Origin of the sequence: Kribbella sp. VKM Ac-2566 (assembly GCF_004366005.1) — a bacterium.
Taxonomy (GTDB): Bacteria; Actinomycetota; Actinomycetes; order Propionibacteriales; family Kribbellaceae; genus Kribbella; species Kribbella pratensis.
In genome coordinates this window covers 449,413-468,660 of record NZ_SODT01000010.1, presented here as the reverse complement: position 1 = coordinate 468,660, position 19,248 = coordinate 449,413, and the positions used below count along the sequence as shown (strand labels likewise).

14 protein-coding genes are annotated in these 19,248 nt (G+C 68.2%); 12 read left to right on the top strand and 2 right to left on the bottom strand.

Annotated elements, in window-relative coordinates; all coding sequences use genetic code 11:
- The first annotated feature begins 3 nt into the window (after positions 1-3).
- From EV647_RS20610 to EV647_RS42600, 10 genes are all read left to right on the top strand, one after another.
- Positions 4-2,646 carry a bifunctional YncE family protein/alkaline phosphatase family protein gene (locus tag EV647_RS20610; protein WP_238175719.1) on the top strand — a complete coding sequence of 881 codons (2,643 nt, stop codon included), beginning with the start codon at positions 4-6 and terminating at the stop codon, positions 2,644-2,646.
- Between the two features lie 25 nt (positions 2,647-2,671).
- Complete coding sequence (locus EV647_RS20605) at positions 2,672-3,331, top strand: DNA/RNA non-specific endonuclease (RefSeq protein WP_134005247.1); 660 nt, start codon at positions 2,672-2,674, stop codon at positions 3,329-3,331.
- Between the two features lie 76 nt (positions 3,332-3,407).
- A complete protein-coding gene (locus EV647_RS20600) occupies positions 3,408-3,800 on the top strand; it encodes an immunity protein YezG family protein (RefSeq protein WP_134005245.1) in 393 nt (130 codons plus the stop codon).
- A gap of 119 nt (positions 3,801-3,919) precedes the next feature.
- Positions 3,920-5,959 (top strand): AAA family ATPase, encoded by a 2,040-nt coding sequence (locus EV647_RS20595; RefSeq protein WP_134005243.1) that lies wholly within the window; start codon positions 3,920-3,922, stop codon positions 5,957-5,959.
- Positions 5,960-6,013: 54 nt separating this feature from the next.
- Positions 6,014-7,285 carry a hypothetical protein gene (locus tag EV647_RS20590; protein WP_238177307.1) on the top strand — a complete coding sequence of 424 codons (1,272 nt, stop codon included), beginning with the start codon at positions 6,014-6,016 and terminating at the stop codon, positions 7,283-7,285.
- A gap of 37 nt (positions 7,286-7,322) precedes the next feature.
- Positions 7,323-8,708 (top strand): glucose-6-phosphate dehydrogenase, encoded by a 1,386-nt coding sequence (locus tag EV647_RS20585; RefSeq protein WP_202876247.1) that lies wholly within the window; start codon positions 7,323-7,325, stop codon positions 8,706-8,708.
- Positions 8,709-8,798: 90 nt separating this feature from the next.
- Complete coding sequence (locus EV647_RS20580) at positions 8,799-10,448, top strand: carboxylesterase/lipase family protein (RefSeq protein ID WP_134005239.1); 1,650 nt, start codon at positions 8,799-8,801, stop codon at positions 10,446-10,448.
- A gap of 61 nt (positions 10,449-10,509) precedes the next feature.
- Positions 10,510-12,972: a X2-like carbohydrate binding domain-containing protein gene (locus tag EV647_RS20575; RefSeq protein ID WP_134005237.1), complete on the top strand. Its 2,463-nt coding sequence runs from the start codon at positions 10,510-10,512 to the stop codon at positions 12,970-12,972.
- Positions 12,973-13,135: 163 nt separating this feature from the next.
- Positions 13,136-14,062: a GTP-binding protein LepA gene (locus tag EV647_RS20570; RefSeq protein ID WP_238177306.1), complete on the top strand. Its 927-nt coding sequence runs from the start codon at positions 13,136-13,138 to the stop codon at positions 14,060-14,062.
- Complete coding sequence (locus tag EV647_RS42600) at positions 14,059-14,667, top strand: TetR/AcrR family transcriptional regulator (RefSeq protein WP_202876246.1); 609 nt, start codon at positions 14,059-14,061, stop codon at positions 14,665-14,667. The genes EV647_RS20570 and EV647_RS42600 overlap by 4 nt, the downstream gene beginning before the upstream one ends.
- 18 nt (positions 14,668-14,685) lie before the next feature.
- Here the strand turns inward: EV647_RS42600 and EV647_RS20560 are convergent, their stop codons facing one another.
- Positions 14,686-15,486 (bottom strand): NPP1 family protein, encoded by an 801-nt coding sequence (locus EV647_RS20560; protein ID WP_134005233.1) that lies wholly within the window; start codon positions 15,484-15,486, stop codon positions 14,686-14,688.
- A 220-nt stretch (positions 15,487-15,706) separates the two neighbouring features.
- Between EV647_RS20560 and EV647_RS20555 the strand changes: the two genes are divergently transcribed.
- A complete protein-coding gene (locus tag EV647_RS20555) occupies positions 15,707-15,994 on the top strand; it encodes a hypothetical protein (protein ID WP_134005231.1) in 288 nt (95 codons plus the stop codon).
- A gap of 11 nt (positions 15,995-16,005) precedes the next feature.
- Here EV647_RS20555 and EV647_RS20550 read toward each other — a convergent pair whose 3' ends face one another.
- Positions 16,006-17,508 carry an FAD-dependent oxidoreductase gene (locus EV647_RS20550; protein ID WP_134005229.1) on the bottom strand — a complete coding sequence of 501 codons (1,503 nt, stop codon included), beginning with the start codon at positions 17,506-17,508 and terminating at the stop codon, positions 16,006-16,008.
- Positions 17,509-17,562: 54 nt separating this feature from the next.
- Between EV647_RS20550 and EV647_RS20545 the strand changes: the two genes are divergently transcribed.
- Positions 17,563-19,239, top strand: a complete 1,677-nt coding sequence (locus EV647_RS20545; protein WP_134005227.1) for an alpha-amylase family protein — start codon at positions 17,563-17,565, stop codon at positions 19,237-19,239.
- The last annotated feature ends 9 nt before the right edge of the window (positions 19,240-19,248 follow it).

The following is a 19,248-nucleotide window of genomic DNA, read 5'->3' as shown; positions in this document are numbered from 1 at the left end:
GCGGTGGCCCTGGCCGGCACCGCGGTCGCCTCGACGACCGGCTTCGGCCACGACCAGGTCGGGCAGGTGACCGACAAGGGTCAGGTCGTCTCGGCCGACCAGTACATCAAGCCGATCGGCGACCGTCTCGTCCTCCAGAAGGGCAAGATCATGTCGTCCTCGGTCAGCCCGGACGGCAGTCACATGGCCGCCTCGGTGACCGACGGCGGGATGGCGCTCGCGATCATCGACCTGAAGAACTGGAAGGTCCAGCAGTACATCGGCAACAACGCCGCGGCGGATCTCAAGATCCCCGGCAACGACGTCGGCCAGGAGGGTCCGACGTACTCGCCGGACGGCTCGCAGGTCTGGCTCGGGCAGGCCGACGGCTACCGGAAGTTCACCGTAAATGCAGACGGCTCGCTGGCGAACCCGACGTTCGTGGCGATCCCGGCTGACGGGACGAAGCGCGCGCTGGCCTCCGAGGCGGTGTTCTCGGCGGACAGCTCGACGGTGTACTCCGCGGTGAACGGCCAGAACAAGGTCGTCGCGATCGACACCGCGACCGGCGCGATCAAGCAGAGCTGGGCGACCGGCAACGCGCCGCGCGACCTGGTCATGGTCGGCGACAAGCTGTACGTGAGCAACGAGGGTGGCCGGACCGCGAAGCCCGGCGACACCACGATCAACTCGTACGGCACCGACGTCGTCGCGAACCAGAACGCGATCACCACGACCGGTACGGTCAGCGTGATCGACCTGAAGAACCCGGGCGCCGCTGTCGCCGGCATCGACGTCGGGCTGCATCCGACCGCGCTGTACGCGAAGAACGGCGCCGTCTTCGTCACCAACACGGCCACGAACAACGTGTCCGTCATCGACACCAACCGTGACAAGGTCGTCCAGACGATCGCCACGCAGCCGTGGCCCGAAGCGTCGGTCGGCTACGAGCCGGACGGTGTCACACTGACCGACGACGGCCACCTGCTGGTGTCGCTCGGTCGCGCGAACGCGATCGCGGTCTACAAGTACCGCAACCCGCTCGAGCCGGTCAGCTACGTCGGCCTGCTGCCGACCGACTACTTCCCGGCCGAGCTCGCGCAGGTCGGCAAGGACATCGTGGTGTCGAACACCCGAGGCATCGACGCCCGCCGCACGACGACGGCCGCCGGGCACAGCACGCACGACACCACGTCGAGCCTGACCAAGTTCCAGCTGCCGGACGACCACGCGATCAAGAAGTACACGCAGACCGTCTTCGACCAGAACGGCTGGACGAAAGGCTCGGCCCAGGTCGCCACGGACCAGGGTCGGCGTCAGCCGGTGCCGGTCCCCGCGAAGCTTGGCGACCCTTCGACGATCAAGCACGTGTTCCTGATCGTCAAGGAGAACCGGACCTACGACCAGGTGTACGGCGACATCCCGGAGGGCAACGGCGATCCGGCGCTGGCGCAGTACGGCGAGAACGTCACGCCGAACCAGCACGCGCTGGCCAAGCAGTTCGGGCTGTACGACAACACCTACGACATCGGCACGAACTCCGCCGAGGGCCACAACTGGCTGATGCAGGCCGACAACCCGGAGTACACCGAGTCGTCCGCCGGTGAGTACCTGCGCAGCTACGACACCGAGAACGATGCCCTCGGCCACCAGAAGAGCGGCTTCCTCTGGACCGGCGTCCAGGCGGCCGGCAAGTCGGTGAAGAACTTCGGCGAGTTCCTGTCGATCGAGCAGAAGCCGGCCGACGGCACCTGGCAGAACTACTACTGCGACACGAAGAACATCATCGCGACCGGGGCGGACACCAAGTATCCGATCAAGATCGGGTCGGCGATCCCGTCCCTGAACGACGTGTCGGTGCAGGGCTTCCCGCAGTTCGACACCAGCGTCCCGGACATCTACAAGACCGAGATCTGGCGCAAGGACTTCCTGAAGAACGGCCCGGCGAACCTGAACATGTTCTGGCTGTCCAACGACCACACCGGCGGTCCGGCCAACGGTCCGGCGCAGGTTGCCGACAACGATCTGGCCACCGGCCGGATCGTCGACCAGATCACGCACAGCAAGTACTGGAAGGACTCGGCGATCTTCGTCGTCGAGGACGACTCGCAGGCGGGTCTCGACCACGTCGACGGTCACCGGGCGCCGATCCAGATCATCAGCCCGTACGCGCAGCACGGTGCCGTGGACAGCCACTACTACACGCAGATCACGCTGCTCCGGACGATCGAGCAGATCCTCGGGATGAAGCCGATGAACCAGAAGGACACCGCGGCCACCCCGATGTTCGGCGCGTTCACCAGCAAGCCGGACTACACGCCGTTCACCGTGCTCCCGAACCGGGTCGCGCTGACCGACGGCCTGAAGACCCCGCCGCCCTGCGGTCTGGACGTGCCGGCGGCGCAGAACCCGGCCGTCGCGGCTGCGCCGGCGGTGACCGTCCCGGCCGGCATGGAGTCGATGGCGGCGCAGTGGTCGGCGTGGAAGGACCAGCAGCGGACCACCGGCCCGAACGCCCGGGCCGACTTCGCGAACCCGGCCCAGATGAACCACTACAACTGGTACGAGGCGCACAACTGGTCCCTGCCGTACCCCGGTGAGGACAAGATCGTGGCGCCGCAGAACGTTCCGGGTGCGGTCATCCCCGCCGCCGAGAACGACGGCTGACACCTTCAGCCGGTAGAAAGAACGTATGCCTGAACGACCGTCGCGGGCGTCGGCCCGGATCGAGCAATCCGCCGATCCGGCCGACGTCCGCGCCGTCGGTTACGGCCCGGGCGACGTACCGGTGGTGCCAGAGAAGTACGCCGGGCTGCCGGTGCACAAGGAACAGTCCGGGCGGGTCGGCCACTGGAACACCGACCTGATGAACCCCGAGCCGTCGGCCGTGTACGTCGTCGACGACCGGTACCTGTACACGACCGACAAGGCCGGGCGGGTCACCCATGCCGAGGGCTGGCTGGGCTGGCTGCCGGCCGACCAGAACGACGAGCGGCGCAACGTGTCCGCGCAACGGGAGGCCGGCGAGCCCGATCGCCAACGCACCGACGACGGCGGTCACCTGTTCGCGACGGTGTTCGACGGTCCGGGGGAGTCGATCAACCTCACCGCGCAGTCGCAGGAGCAGAACCGGGCGCGCGCCGGAAGCAACAACTGGCGCGCGATGGAGCAGACCTGGCAGGCGATGCGCGCCTCCGGCATCCAGGTGCACGCCGCTATCGACGTCCGCCACGCGAACAGTACGACGGACCGGCCGTCCTCCCGCACCGTCGTGGACCGGCACGACGGCAAGCACTCACCCCGGCGTATCTTCAGAGAGACCAAGCCGGTGTCGTCCCGGGAGCGCGCATGAGCGAGCGCAGCGAGCGAACAATGGGTAGAGCCGAGCATCTCGCTCATGCCGGAGACGAGCGTAGCGAGGCGGAGGCATGAGCGAGATCGGCATCATCGACACGATCGCCCGCGCCCTGGTCGCGGATCTGCCCGCCGGGTGGCGTGAGGTCAGCGCGGTCTACCGGGCAACGACGTCGTACGCCGAACTGGATGCGGACGTGGTGCTGCCGTCGGGGGAGACCCAGCTGGACCCGTTGCCCGAAGGTCTCGAGGATCACTTCGAGGAGCTGCGGCGGTCGATGTACCAGCCGGGCAAGGGCACCTGGCTCACCGCGAAGGTCACGGTGACCTCGACCGGGCACTTCGCGACCGACTTCGACTACGACCACGAACCGGCGTGGTCGATTGCTGTCGACCGGGCGATCTACCCGGCCGATCTGGCCGCGTTCCCCCGGGACGCCGAGCACACGCCCGACTGGCTCAGATAAATCGGTGGCAGGCCACCGGCCTCGGTGGTAGCGTCGCCGGTCTGTCTTTTCGGGATCGAATCGAACCGGATGGATCTGCTCCGGGGCGGGACCCAGCTCACGATTCGAGGCTCTCACCGATGGTCGAACCTGAATTGGCGTCCGAACGCGCCTTTCTCGCCACCGCCCGCACCGCACTCAGCAAGATGTACGCCGAGGTCGTGGACCGCGACGTCCAGGTCATCGGCGGCGAGGACAACGACGAACGCTTCACCAACGAGGCCAACCAGCGGGCCAAGGAGATGCGCACCCACGCGCTCCTCGACCTGCCCGACGTACCACTGTTCTTCGGCAGGCTCGACTACGAGCACGGCACGATCGAGGACCTGGACCAGATCTACATCGGCCGCCGGCATGTCCACGACGGCTCCGGCGTCCCGCTGGTGATCGACTGGCGCGCACCGGTGTCGGTGCCGTTCTACCGCGCGACCGCGAGCGACCGGCGGCGGGTGGTGATGCGACGGCGGTACGGCTTCTCCGATCACGCCGACCTGACCGGGTTCGAGGACGAGCCGTTGATCGGCGGCGTCGAGGGCGGTGTTGATTCTGGTCAGGCGGACAAGTTCCTGCGGTCCGAGATCGAACGGCCGCGCACCGGCCCGATGCGCGACATCGTGGCCACGATCCAGCCCGAGCAGGACGACCTGGTCCGCGCGCCCCTGCATCCGAGTGTCTGCGTGCAGGGCGCACCCGGCACAGGTAAGACGGCGGTTGGTCTGCACCGCGTCGCCTACCTGCTCTACACCGAACGCGAACGACTCGGCCGCGGCGGTGTCGTGATCGTCGGCCCGAACCGGTCGTTCCTCTCGTACATCCGCAAGGTCCTGCCCGCGCTGGGCGAGGTCGACGTCCGGCAGATCACGATCGACGAGCTGCTGACCCGCCCCACCGCGGCCACCGACGCCACGGAGGCTGCGCGGTTGAAAGGCGACGCGCGGATGGCCGACGTACTGCGCCGTGCGCTGTGGTCGTACGTCGGTACGCCGACCGAGGGAGTCCTTTACAGCAAGGGGTCTCGGCGCTACCGAGTGCACGACTACGAAGTCGTCGACATCGTGTCGGACCTGCGCGAGTCGACCCGGTACGCGCCTGGGCGGAACGCGCTCGCGCAGCGGATCGCGCACGTCGTGCTGGTCCGGATGGAGGAGCGCGCCGAATCGCCGGACGACCGCGTGCAGAACGCGGTCGCGCGCTCGAAGCCGGTGAAGGACGTCCTCGACTCGGTCTGGCCGCGGGTCTTCCCCGAGCAGGTCCTGCACCGGCTCTTCTCGGACGCGGACTTCCTGGCCGCCGCGGCCACCGACCTGACAGCCGAGGAGCGTACGGCGTTGCTGTGGCCGAAGCCGGCACGCTCGTGGAAGTCGGCGAAGTGGTCATTCGCGGACACCGTCCTGCTCGACGAGATCGAGGACCTGATCGAGCGGCGTACCGGCTCGCTCGGGCACCTCGTCCTCGACGAGGCGCAGGACCTGTCGGCGATGCAGTTGCGGGCGCTCGGTCGGCGCTGCCGCACAGGATCGGCCACAGTGCTCGGTGATCTCGCGCAGGCGACGACGCCGTGGGCCGCCGGTTCCTGGGACCGTGTGCTCGGTCATCTGGACAAGGGCGACGGCGTTGTCGCCGAGCTCGACCGCGGGTTCCGGGTGCCGGCCAAGATCATCAACTTCGCGGCGAAGCTGCTGCCCGAGATCGCGCCGACGCTCGGCACACCCAGCGGCGTACGAACGGTCGCCGACGCGCTGAGCATCGTGCCGGCCGACGCGTCCACGTTCGCGGACCAGGTGGTGGCCGAATGTCGTGCGGCGCTCGCGGGCGAAGGTTCGGTGGCACTGATCGCGGCGGACGACCAGGTCGTGGCACTGCGGGACGCGATCGCCGCGGCCGGGCTAGAAGTGGCCCTGATCGGCGAGACCGAGGACGAGATCGACACCGTGCGCCTGGTGTGCGTGCCGGCCACGCTGGCCAAGGGCCTGGAGTTCGACGCGGTCGTGGTCGCCGAGCCGGCTCATATCGTCGCCGCCGAGCCCCGTGGCCTGCACCGCTTGTACGTCGTCCTCACGCGAGCGGTCAGCCGCCTGCAGATCGTCCACGCCGAACCGCTGCCGGCTGCCCTCACCTGATCCTGTCCCGGCGCTATCGTCCGGTGTGCAAGCAGCCGGATCGGGGAGGCCTACGTGAGCAGTTTGATCGTTTTCATGGTGCTGGCGCTGCTGCTGGCCGTGGCTGCGATCGTGTGGGGGATCGTCGCGCTCGTCCGCCGGCAGCGGTACATCGGATCGATCCGGGAGCGTGGCTGGAGCTTCGTCAACAGCCCGACGTTCGACGCGGTGGCCCGGCTGAGCAATCCGCCGTTCGGGCTCGGGTTCGTGCGCAAACCCGACGACCAGATCACCGGGCGGACGGCGACCGGGCGCACGTTCCAGGTGATCGAGTACAAGTCGGCGTACTGGTCCGGCTGGGTCGGCATGGTGACGTTGTCGCGGCGGCTGCCCGAGCTGTGGATCACGGGCGGCCGGACCGCACCCCGGTACGGCGTTCTCGCGCAGGGCGTCGTCACCCCGCCGCAACTCGGGCCGGGATGGCAGCTCGGCGCGATGGACCCGGCGTTCGCGCAGGAGGTGATGACCCCGGAGCTGTGCGTGCAGCTGAACGCGCTGGCGGCCGGCCGGCCGGGCGTGAACCTCGGCGTCGACGGCGACCAGATCGTCGTACTGAATCCACCCCGCAAGGATCTCGATCAGCTCGGCCCGTGGCTCGAGCAGCTCGATGCGATCGCGGCGGCGATCGACGCGACGCCGCTCGACCACTGGATCCAGCCGGAGCCGGAGCCGCGGCTGCGGTTCTACCACCACCCGGACTGGTACTGGATCGGCGTCGACGACAGCCTGCTGCAGTACACGCCGGTCAACCGCGGCGGTTACGGTCACCGCACCGACGAGGTGATCCGCGGGCGGGATGGTGACGGCCCGCCGTTCGTCGCGTTCAAGCACCACTGGAAGACCTCGCGCACCGAGACCTACACGGACAGCAACGGCAACTCGCAGACCCGGACCGTGGTCGAAAGCCACTCCGAGCCGATTCTCGGCTTCCAGTTGCCGGTCCGGATGCCCCAGCTCAGCGTCGGGCCGAAGGGCCTCTTCCGCAACGGCATCAGCTTCGAGAGCGCGGCGTTCAACGATCGGTTCGCGGTCACCGCGGCGGACACCAAGTTCGCCTACGACGTGATTCATCCGCGCCAGATGGAGTACCTGATGGCGACGCCGGGCGCGCCGTTCCGGATCGTGGAGGACTGGGTCTGGTTCACCCCGGGGGAGCACAGCCAGCCCGCGATCGCGTTCTGCTCGGCGTACCTGCGCGGCTTCCTGGGCCGGGTCCCGCGGTTCGTCTGGCGCAACCTCGGCCTGCCGGACACGCCGTACCCATCCCTCGAGACAACCGCCGGGTAGGGGAATGCGGTTGCCGCTCACGTGGTTGAGTTTGACCGTGTTGACTCAACGTACCGTCGTCATCTTCGGCGCCAGCGGCGACCTGAGCTCCCGGTTGCTGCTACCCGGCCTGGGCAGTCTGCTCGCCGGCCCGCGCGCCACCGCCGTGCGGATCATCGGCACCGGCCGCTCGCCACTGGCGGCGGACGAGTGGACGGATCGCGTCCGGACAGCGTTCGAGTCCCAAGGGGAGATCGGTCCGGTTGCGGCGGAGACCCTGGCAACCACGCAGTACGTCGCCGGTAACCCGACGGACCCGGCGCACCTCCGCGCGCTCCTCGAGCTCGCCGGTCCGGCGCCGGTGCTGTACTTCTCGCTGCCGCCGGCCGTGACGACCTCGATCGTCGAGACGCTCCAGCGGGTCGAGCTCCCCGAGGGCACCGAGCTGGCGTTCGAGAAGCCGTTCGGCACCGACGCCGCGTCCGCGGCCGCGCTGAACAAGCTGGTCGGCTCGCTCGTGCCCGAGGAGAACGTGCACCGCGTGGACCACTTCCTCGGCCGCACCGCGGTCCTGAACCTGATCGGCCTCCGGTTCGCCAACCGGCTGTTCGAGCCGGTCTGGAACGCCGAGCACATCGAGAGTGTCGAGATCGTGTACGACGAGACACTCGGCCTGGAGGGTCGCGCGCAGTACTACGACAACGCGGGCGCGCTGGTGGACATGATCCAGAGCCACCTGCTGCTCGTCCTCGCCCTGCTCGCGATGGACGCCCCGGCCACGATGGACGCGGTCGAGGTCCGCAGCGAGATGGCTCGTGCCCTGCGCAGTACGCACCTGTATCGCGGCTCCGCGATCGAGGCGAGCCGGCGAGCCCGGTACACCGCGGGTATCGCGAACGGTCGCGTGGTTCCGCCGTACGCCGGTGAAGCGGGCGTGGACCCGGCCCGCGAGACCGAGACGCTGGCCGAGGTGACGGTCGAGGTGGGCACGAACCGCTGGGCCGGTGTCCCGTTCACGCTGCGATCGGGCAAGGCGCTCGGCGCCGCGCGCAAGGAGATCGTGATCAAGTTCAAGCCGCTGCGGCACCTGCCGTCGGGCCTGCACGGCGGGCGCGACGGCGAGACCCTGCGGATCGGTCTGAACCCGGGGGAGCTGTCGCTGTCCGTCCCGGCGCTCGGCGTCGACGGCCCGTACACGATGGGTCAGGTCTTCCTGGACGCGACGCTGCCGTCGTCGGCGGTGCTCCCGTACGGCGAGGTGCTGAACGGCATCCTGCGCGGCGACCCGCTGCTCTCGGTGCGCGGTGACGTCGCCGAGCGCTGCTGGGAGATCCTGGAGCCGGTGATCGACGCCTGGCACACCGATGAGGTACCGCTGGAGGAGTACGAGGCCGGGTCCGACGGCCCCGCCGAGTGGCAGACACCCAGGGAGTCCGCCGCCTGAACCAGGGATTCTCCCTGGGGCGACGGGTGGTCGCGGGCCGGAGAGTGGTTGCGGTAACCAACCACTCTCCCCGAACGAGGTACTCAAATCGTGAGAACCATCCGTCCCCGCCTCCTACTCACTGCGGCGGCGACCGTAGCTGCCACCGCGGCCGCCGCCGTGACACTCGGCTCCGGCAGTCTGCCCGCAGCCAACGCCACCACCACGGCCACCACCACGGCCTCCATCGCCGGTCATGATCCGGTTGTTGCTACGGGCAACGGTGCTGTGCGTGGTGTGAGTGTTGACGGCACCTACTCGTTCCGTGGTGTGCCGTTTGCCGCGGCTCCGACCGGGAGTCTCCGGTGGCGGCCACCGCAGCCCGCGGCGAGCTGGCAGGGCGTGCGCGACGCGACGTCGTACGGGCCGGGCTGTCCGCAGGCACCGAGCGTGGTGACGCCTGCCCAGTTGTCCGAGGACTGCCTCTACCTGAACGTTTCGACGCCGGCCCAGCACTCGCTCACCAAGCGCCCGGTGCTGGTCTGGATCCACGGCGGCGGCCTGGTCGGAGACGCCGGCTCGAACTACGACGGCACGAAGCTGACGAAGGCCGGCGCCGTAGTCGTGACCATCAACTACCGGCTCGGCGCCTTGGGCTTCCTCGTCCACCCTGCGCTGGCGGCGAGCCCCGGGGGACCGGCCGGCAACTACGGGCTGATGGACCAGCAGGCCGCGCTGCGCTGGGTGCAGCGCAACATCGGCCAGTTCGGCGGCGACCCGCACAACGTCACGATCGCCGGTGAGTCGGCAGGCGGCCTGTCCGTACTCGCGCACGTCACCTCCCGCAGCTCGAAGGACTTGTTCCAGCGGGCGATCGTGGAGAGCGGCGCGTTCGCCCTGGAGCAGGAACCGCCGGCCAAGGCTGAGACGTTCGGCGAGGAGTTCGCCACGAAGGTCGGCTGCCCCGACCAGTCGGCGGACTGCCTGCGGAAGGTCCCGGTGCAGACGCTGGTCGACAACATCTCGACCGCGACCGCCCTCATCCCGGGCGTCGTCGACGGCGCGGTGCTGAAGGAGTCGATCGGTACGGCGCTCGCCGCCGGCCGCTTCAACCACGTGACGATCCTCAACGGCAGCAACCACGACGAGGAAGCGCTCTTCACGCTCGGCGGTCGCGTCGTCAGCCGCGGGTACAACGTCCCCTACACCAGCCCGGTCACCGCGGCGAACTACGAGAGCAACATCGCCACCGCGCTCCGGATCACACCCGCCCAAGCCGCAGCCATCGCCGCCGACTACCCGCTCTCCGCCTATTCATCACCTGACAAGGCGTTCGGCACCTTGATCGGAGACGCAACTTTCGCCTGCGGTGCAGCTCAGGTCAACAAGTGGACCGCCCGCCACGTCCCGACGTACGGCTATGAGTTCGACGACGACACGTCGCCGTTCATCTTCGCGCCTCCGGGGTTCCTCTCGGTCGCGACGCACGGCTCCGAGATGTGGTACCTGTTCGACCTTCCGAACGCTCCCTTCCCGGCCGCGCTGAACGCGGAGCAGACCGCGCTGGCGGACTCGATGCGCGCTGCCTGGGTCAAGTTCGCGGCGACCGGCAACCCGTCGACGCCGGCGGTGCGCTGGCCGTCGTCCGGCCACAACGGCACGGTCCTGTCGCTGGAGCTGCCGGGGTCGCAGGTCTCGACGGACTTCGCGGCGCGTCATCACTGTGCCACTTTCGCACAGAATCTTGACAAGGTTAAGTAATAGACCCAATATCCTATCCGATTCGGTTTTCTCCTGAGTTCTCTGGGAAGAGGTCACCGCCATGACCAGATCCGTTCGGAGCAGGGTGTTGCGGGCCGCGCTTGCGGGGCTCGTAGTCGCCGGGCTGCTGCCGGCAGGTTTGAGTACGTCGACAGCAGCACCGGCACCAGCTACCACGAGCGTGACCACCACGACCTCCGCCACCGAGCTGTCAGGGCCGGCGGGGGACAAGGCTGCGCACCCCTACATGGGCTGGAGCAGCTACAGCATGCAGGTCTACAACCCGAACGGCGGCAGCTGGATCACGGCGGATCAGCTGATCGCCCAGTCCGACGCGATGCACGCGAAGCTGCAGCCGTACGGGTACGAGTACATCAACATCGACGCCGGCTGGAACGACGGCATCGACGGGTACGGCCGGCCGACGCCGAGCAAGAAGCTCTACCCGAACGGCCTGCAGGCGGTCATCGACCACATCCACGCCAACGGCCAGAAGGTGGGCCTCTACACGATCCCGGGAATCAGCAAGGCCGTCATCGACGCGAAGCTGCCGATCTACGGCGCCCCGGGCTGCACGACCGGCGACCTGCCGGTGCTGCCGCTGCAGAAGGGCGACTACTGGGGCATCGGCTACCGCATCGACTTCTCGAAGCCGTGCGCACAGAAGTACATCGACTCGATCGCGGACCTGTTCGGCTCGTGGGGGCTGGACTTCCTCAAGTTCGACAGCGTCACCCCGGGCTCGGGGATCAGCGACCTGTCGGTGGACGCCCGCGACGACGTGAAGGCGTGGTCTCAGGCCCTGAAGCGGCACAACATCTGGCTCGAGCTGTCGTGGGCGCTGGACATCAACTACGCCGACACCTGGAAGCAGTACGCCAACGGCTGGCGGATCGAGTGGGACGTCGAGTGCTACTGCACGGGTACGGCGCTGACCGCCTGGCCCAACATCAACCGGTTGTTCCCCAAGCTCGCCGAATGGTGGCGGCACGCGGGACCGGGCGGCTGGAACGACCTCGACTCGCTCGACGTCGGCAACGGCCAGATGGACGGTCTTACCCAGGACGAACGGCGTACGGCGGCAACGCTCTGGGCCGTGTCCGCGGCGCCGATGTACATCGGCAACGACATGACCAGGCTGGACTCGTACGGCCTCGAACTGCTGACGAACCGCGAGGTGATCGCGGTCAACCAGGCCGGCCGTCCGGCGCACCCGCTGTCCATGAAGACGAACCGGCAGGTGTGGTTCGCGCTGAACCCGGACAGCTCGTACACCGTTGCCTTGTTCAACCTCGGCCAGACCGACGCCGACATGACGGTGAACTTCGCCGACCTCGGCCTGAACGGCGCCGGCAAGGTGCGTGACCTGTGGGCCCGCAAGGATGTCGGCACGTTCGCGTCGAGCTTCACCGCCAAGGACGTCCCGGTCCACGGCGTCCGGCTGCTGAAGGTCACGCCGCAGAAGGGCGCGGCGATCAGCGTGAACGACGACGACCTCCGGGTCTCGTACGACGGCGCGTGGCAGCGCAACAGCAACTACGAAGTACCCGCTGTCTCGCAGGCGCTGACCGTCGGAGTGACGGACTCGTCCGCGAAGTCTTCGTCGGCGGCCGACCTCCCGACCCGGACCGTCGAGGTCAACAACAACAGCCCGGAGATCGCCTACTCCGGCAACTGGAACTACAGCTCCGGGCGGGGTCTCGGCGACTACCAGGACGACGTGCAGTGGACGGAAGGCAACGGCGACTCGTTCTCGTACAGCTTCGTCGGCACCGGCGTCGACTACGTGACCGAGACCGACCCGGGTCAGGGTGACGTCGACATCTACATCGACGGCGAATTCAAGCAGACCGTGAGCACGTACCTGGATCCGGCGCAGGGGCACAACAAACCACAGCAGGTCGTCTACAGCGTCTCGGACCTGCCGAACGGCAGTCACACGATCCGCGGTGTGAAGAAGTCCGGCCAGTTCATGCTGCTCGACAAGCTGAACATCCGGCAGGAGAGCCTGCTGAACCCGGACACCGCGGCGTTCGACAAGAACGCGCCCGCCGATGTCAGCGTGCAGCTCGGACGCGATCCGGGCGAACTCGCCGGCATCTCGAAGGCGGGCCAGGATCTGGTGAAGGGCACCGACTACACGGTTGACGGGAACGTGGTGACGATCAGCAAGGCGTACCTCGCGACGCTGCCGGTCGGCAACACGGCGCTCGACGTCCGGTTCCGTGGTGACTACCGCGACGACATCCATGCCACCAAGGCCGACGGTGCGTCGGTCAGCCTCACCTTCACCGGGACCGGTGTCGACTGGAGTACGGCGCTCGCACCGGATCAGGGCGACGCGGACGTGTATGTCGACGGCAAGCTGGTACGTCGGGTGAACCTGCACAACGACACCCGGGTGACGAACCGGACGGTGTTCTCCGCGACCGGACTGAAGAACGCGCCACACGTCGTACGCATCGTCAAGGTGAACGGCGACGTACTCCGCAACGACACAATCCGCTACACACTCGCGAAGTAGACCGGACAACAGCGGGTGGTGGTCCCTCACGGCTGCCACCCGCTGATCTGTTGCCGGGGTCACAAGGTCTAACTGACTGATCAGTCAGTTACTTTGTTAGGCTTGCCTCTGGGGGGATCGAGCGCGCATCCCTGTCGAACGAGCGAGGTGCCGCCTTATGTCGTTGAGCGATCTGAAAATCCCGCGCCGGCGAGGCCGCCGGCGCGAAGACTCCCGGCTGGCCGACCACGTCGATCGGCTCGGTGAGGAGCACCCGCCGATCCCGCTCGGCAGCGTCGACTACTCGATGAAGAAGCCCGGCCTGCTGGCCGAGCGGTTCGGTCCGGTGCTGGCCTACATGACCCGGGTCGAGCTCGAGGTCGAGCGCAACGTGCTCGAACTGAACATCCTGCTGCCCGATCCGCCCGAGGTCGACCGGCACTTCTACGCCGACGTGTGGATGCCGCAGGAGACGCGCCACGGGCAGATCCTCGACAAGCTGCAGCACCTGATCGGCGTGCAGCCGCACGAACCGAACCTGGCCGACGTCTCGTTCAGCCTCAAGTTCCTCGGCGCGCTCGGCCGGATGCCCGGCGTCCAGGACGTCAGCCGGATGCTCTACTACCTGACCGGGCTGGCCACCGAGCGTTCCGCGGTCATCGCCTACAACAAGTTTCACGCCGGGCTCGTCGGGCTGGGTGAGCGGGCCATCGCCGCCACGGTGATCGCACCGATCCGTCGCCAGGAGCCGGGGCACTTCGCGTACTACCAGATGGCCGCGCAGCAGCTGTGGGACCAGTTGTCGGGATGGCAGAAATGGCTGACGCGCGAGCTGCGGAAGCGTACGTTCGAAGTGGTCGGTGCCTACAACAAGCGTCAGGTGGCCGATTTCGGGAACGTGATGGAGGCGCTGAAGATGAGTGACGGCGGCGAGGCGGAACTGCGCGAGTACGCGCGGCAGGTCGGACGGGCCGAGCACGAGCTGATGTGGGCGCACCGGCAGGGGATGCGGGTGCCGGACTATGTCTTCAAGTCCCTGAAGCGAGCCGCCGTGCTCGCAGCCGAACGGAAAGGTGACATCTGGCCGGCCGCCCAACCGGCAGGGTCATGACCGCTCCCGCGCACACGCGCCATGCGACGCGACCGTCGAAACGGCAGCTCATCATCGAGACCGCCGAGCGGCTGTTCGCCGAGCACGGGTACGACGCCACGTCGACGGCCCGGATCGCGACCGAGGCCGGCGTACCGTCGGGACTGGTGTTCTACCACTTCGCGACCAAGCTGGACCTGCTGCTCGCGGTAGTGCAGGAGCGCCCGGCGCCCAGTGAGGTACTGCGGTCCACGGCGCGCGGCCGGACGGTACGGCGGCGGTTGCGGGCGATCGTGGCGAGGATGGCCGAGGAACTGGAGCACGATCGCGCGGCCCGGATCATCGTGTTCCGCGAAGCGCAGGGGAGACCGGAGATCGCCTCCCGGGCGGCCGAGTTGTTCGCGGAGGCGACCGAGACTGTGGCCTGCGTCCTCGCCGGCGCCGAGGACGTGGTGGCCGATCCTGCGCGGGTGCAGGCGGCCGCGGAACTTGTGGTCAGCCGGGTGTTCCTCGACACGGTCGCGCTCGGGCCACTCGGGCAGGCCGAGACGGCGACCAATCGGCATGCCGCGATGATCGACCTGATCGCTGAGTCGCTGACGGACGGCGTGAGCGCCCACGAGTGAGCGCGCACGCCGGTCCGGTCAAGCCCAGGGATCGAAGGGGATTCCGGACGGCTTGGACGCGTTCAGCAGGTTGCGGAACCGGTCGTCCTTGTCGGTGATCTTGATCGTTGCGGACCCGAAGTCCGCGGTCATCAGGGTGTCGCGCAGCGCCGTAGTGGGGTAGCCGTTCCAGTCGACCAGCGGCGGGTATCGCCAGTTGTGGTAATGGTTCTCGGGCGGTTCGTCGTTGCTGTTGGCGAGCCGGAAGAAGTGGGTGCTGGCGCCGTCCTTGTGGTAGACGACCTTCGGGTGCGAACCGTCGAACCGGACCTGCGAACGGGTGTACGTGACCTGGCTGGAGTGCTGGGTCGTGGTCACGTAGTCGACCTGGTTGGTCGACTGGTTCACCCAGGAGATGACGTGCTCCCAGTCGTGCCGGTGGCCGCCGAGGCTGCTGCCGGGGACCGCCTGGTCCTTCTCGAAGTAGTTGGCGTACACGATCGCGCACCAGCCGTTGTTGCACTTCGAGCGCGCATAGGTCTGCGAGTTGTCGAGGTCGGACTGATCGTGGCAGTTGCCGTTCACAGCGCCGGTCGGGTTGAGGCCCGGGTTCAGCGTGCCGTCGGCGCCGATCGCGGGCGTGGCGTAGCAGCCGTCGGTGTCGTAGTCGTACGCCGGCGAGAACGACTGCTCGTACCCTCCGGCGTTCTGCGGCAGGCTCGGCGGCGGAGCGGCGTACGCCATCGCGGCCGAGGTCACCATCAGGGCGGTTGTCCCGAGGACGATACCGAGCGTCCGGCGGAAGGTTCGTGGTCGAGGAGGCGGGGCGGAATCCTGCATCGATCGCTCCTTGTGTTACTTCAGGGCGGAAAGGAACGATCCGAGAATGCCAGGGCGGAACCACTTCCGCCTATACCTCACGTGACTACTGGTCGACGGTCCGTCAACGGCGGAAATCGATACGTGCCAGGCTCGATGACGGTGGTGCAGAGTGGGACCTGACGCTTGCTGCCGTGGGGAGACCGTGAGGAACGACCGGCGGGCGTCACCGGAGGAACAGGTGTCTGTTGAGGATCAGGCCAGTCTCGGTCAGCCGCCGCCGGCGCTGCCCGACGGCTCGATACCGACGTACGTCGGTCACCCGTTGCCAGGAACCGGCGACGGTGGGCCACTGTCGCCGCCATTCGGCTGGGGGCCGGATCTCGACCGGTTCGATCAGCTCGACAGTGTCGACGGGGCCGGCCACGAGCCGCCGCGGGCGGAGAGCCCGCTCCTGATCGTTGCCTTGATCATCCTTTCCGGCGTTGCGGTGTCCGTCCTGATCGCCGCCATCGCCGTCCGGGTGTGAAGTCCGAGGCCCTAGTCCTCCGGCTTTGCGAGAGGTTTGGTCGCCGGGCCGTCCAGGACGGCGCCGTTGGGGGCGAAGCGGGAGCCGTGGCAGTTGCAGTCCCAGGTGGAGTCGCCCTGGTTCCAGCGCAGCGGGCAGCCGAGGTGGGTGCAGACCGGTACGACGGTGTGCAGCCGGCCCTCGAGATCCGTGTACGCGCCGACCGTCTTGCCGTCGACGTCGAACAGGCCGCCTTCACCGACCTCCACATGGTCGAGCCCGGGGCCGAGCAGCCGGCGGAGATGGCCGGCGGCGAACTCCTTGCCCACCTTCAGGTTGTCCTGGACGAGCTTCGCCACCGACCGCGCGTCGCCGATCCGGCCGGCGTCGAACACCTCGCTCCACGGGTTGTCCCGGCCGAGCACGGTGTCGCGAAGGACGCCTGCGGCAACGGTTCCGTTGCTGAGTCCCCACTTGTGCATGCCGGTCGCGATCAGGGCCGGCGAGCCCGGCGCCTTGCCGACGTACGGCAGTTGGTCCGGGGTGCTGTAGTCCTCGGCCGACCAGCGGTACTCCGGCTGCACCTTCGTACCCCACACCTCGTCGACCCAGTCGACAAGGCTCTGGTACGACGTGTTGGTGTCCTCCTGCCCACCGGTCTCGTGGTTCGCGCCGACCACGATCAGGCCGCTCGGCCCACCGCCCGGCCAGGGCCGGGTGGACCGTGTCGGTGCGTCGGCGGAGATCGTCATCGCCGTGGGCGCCTCGACAGGTAGCTGGACGGCGATGCCGTGGGACTGGTTCGGGCGGCTCCGCGCGAAGTACCCACCGATCGTGCCGAACGGCAACAAGGTCGCGACCACAGCATGGCGGGCCACGACACGGCGGCCGGCTGCCGTCCGCGCCTCGACACCATCGCCCTTGCCGTCCAGGTCGGTCACCCGTGACTGCTCGAAGATCCGTCCGCCGGCCGCGCTGAAGGCGGTCGCCAGACCGGCGAGGTAGCGGGCCGGGTGCAGCAGCAACTGGTCGTCGAAGCGAACAGCGGCCGCCGCGGTGATCGGTAACCCCATCTCCGCCGGGTCGGCCGGATGCGCGGGAAGACCGAGCTCGCGCGCCACCTCGGCCTCGCGCGCCAGGTCGGTGTCACCTGTCGAGTAGACGAAGGACGGTCCGCGGCTGAGCTCACATTCGATGCCGAGCCGGCGTACCAGCTCCTCGACCCCGTCGACGGCTTCCTGGTTCGCCGTGGCGTACTGCTGTGCCTTGTCGCGCCCGTGCCGGTCCAGCAGTCCGGCATAGATCGCACCGTGCTGAGAAGTGACCTTGCCGGTGGTGTTGCCGCTGGTTCGCGTACCGATGCGCCCACCCTCGAGCAGGACGACGCCGAGGCCCTCCTGCTGCAGGTAGATCGCGGTGGTGAGCCCGATCAGGCCGCCGCCGACGACGAGCACGTCCGTCTCCTGATCGGTATCGAGCACGTCGTACCGCGGCAGGTTCGCGGTGCCCAGCCACACCGAGTTCTGAATCGTCATGACCCGCCGGTTCCCGGGCGTGTACTCCGCCAACCGTCGGGTACCGGGCCTGACATGCGCCTGACCGAAACAGCAGACGTCTGGTGGAAGAACGCGGTCATCTACTGTCTCGACGTCGAGACGTTCTTCGACACCGACGGCGACGGGCGGGGAGACCTGCGTGGGGTGTGCCAACGGATCGATCACCTGGCCGAGCTCGGGGTGACGTGCCTGTGGCTGATGCCGTTCTACCCGACCCCGGACCGCGACGACGGTTACGACATCGCCGACTTCTACGGCGTCGACCAACGACTCGGCACCCACGGCGACCTGGTCGAGCTGATCACGCTCGCCCGGGACCGCGGCATCCGGGTGATCGCGGATCTGGTGGTCAACCACACCTCGGACAAGCACCCGTGGTTCCAGAGTGCGCGGGCGTCGCGCGAGTCGCCGTACCGGGGCTGGTACGTCTGGCGCGACGAGCCGCCGCCGGATGCGGACAAGGGCATCGTCTTCCCCGGACAGGAGACGAGCCTGTGGCAGTACGACGAGGAGGCGGGTCAGTACTACCTGCACCGGTTCCGCAAGTTCCAGCCGGACCTCGACATCGCGAATCGTGAGGTTCGCGAGGAGATCGAGCGTGTCGTCGGCTTCTGGTCAGAACTCGGGCTGTCCGGGTTCCGGGTGGACGCGGTGCCCTTCCTGATCGACACGGCCGGCGCCGAGGACGCGGCCGCCCTGCCGGATCCGCACGACTACCTGCGGGACCTGCGGGCGTTCCTGCAGCGGCGGCACGGAGACTCGATCCTGCTCGGCGAGGTCAATCTGCCCTACCCCGACGTACGGCGCTTCTTCGGTGACGAGGACGGCGACGAGCTGACGATGTGCTTCGACTTCATCGGAATGCAACGGCTCTACCTGTCGCTGGCCCGCAACGACCCGGCCGAGCTGGTCAAGGCGTTGCGGGAGCGGCCGGACCCGCCCGAGGAGGCGCAGTGGGGGACGTTCGTCCGCAATCACGACGAGCTGACGCTGGACAAGCTGTCCGAGGACGAACGGCAGGAAGTCTTCGACGCGTTCGGGCCGGAGAAGGACATGCAGATCTACGGCCGCGGGCTGCGCCGGCGGTTGCCACCGATGCTGGGCAACGACCAGGCCCGGCTCCGGATGGTCTACAGCCTGCTGTTCTCGTTGCCGGGTACGCCGGTGCTGTTCTACGGCGAGGAGATCGGCATGGGGGAGAACCTCGCCGCCGAGGACCGGCACGCCGTCCGGACGCCGATGCAGTGGACGGCTGATCCGTCCGGCGGCTTCTCGACGGCCGACCCGTCCCGGCTGCCTGCCCCGATGGTCGAGGGCGAGCTGGGCCCGGAGAACGTGAACGTGGCGGCACAGCGGCGTGATCCCGAGTCTCTGTTCAACTGGATGAAGCTGCTGATCCGGCGGTACCGCGAGTGCCCGGAGTTGTCGTGGGGGTCGTGCACGATCCTCGAGACCGGAGTGCAGTCGGTGTTCGCGCACCGCTCGGACTACGAGGACGGCACGATCGTCGCCGTTCACAACTTCGCCCCGGAGGCGGTCCGAGTCAGCCTGGCGGTCGCCGGGAGTGCCATCGGCCTGCGTGCGATCGATCTTCTGGAGAACAACGGTACGACGGACGTCGGCGACGACGGTGCCCTGTCGCTGGAGCTCGCGCCGTACGGCTGCCGCTGGCTCCGGATCGTGCACCCGGGGGACCGCTACCTGGTGTGACTCGGCCCG

Bases quoted from the DNA above. Each gene is read 5' to 3' on its own strand.
- EV647_RS20575 (WP_134005237.1), top strand. From the start codon at position 10,510: ATGACCAGATCCGTTCGGAGCAGGGTGTTGCGGGCCGCGCTTGCGGGG.
- EV647_RS20550 (WP_134005229.1), bottom strand. From the start codon at position 17,508: ATGACGATTCAGAACTCGGTGTGGCTGGGCACCGCGAACCTGCCGCGG.
- EV647_RS20560 (WP_134005233.1), bottom strand. From the start codon at position 15,486: ATGCAGGATTCCGCCCCGCCTCCTCGACCACGAACCTTCCGCCGGACG.
- EV647_RS42600 (WP_202876246.1), top strand. From the start codon at position 14,059: ATGACCGCTCCCGCGCACACGCGCCATGCGACGCGACCGTCGAAACGG.
- EV647_RS20600 (WP_134005245.1), top strand. From the start codon at position 3,408: ATGAGCGAGATCGGCATCATCGACACGATCGCCCGCGCCCTGGTCGCG.
- EV647_RS20605 (WP_134005247.1), top strand. From the start codon at position 2,672: ATGCCTGAACGACCGTCGCGGGCGTCGGCCCGGATCGAGCAATCCGCC.
- EV647_RS20595 (WP_134005243.1), top strand. From the start codon at position 3,920: ATGGTCGAACCTGAATTGGCGTCCGAACGCGCCTTTCTCGCCACCGCC.
- EV647_RS20545 (WP_134005227.1), top strand. From the start codon at position 17,563: ATGCGCCTGACCGAAACAGCAGACGTCTGGTGGAAGAACGCGGTCATC.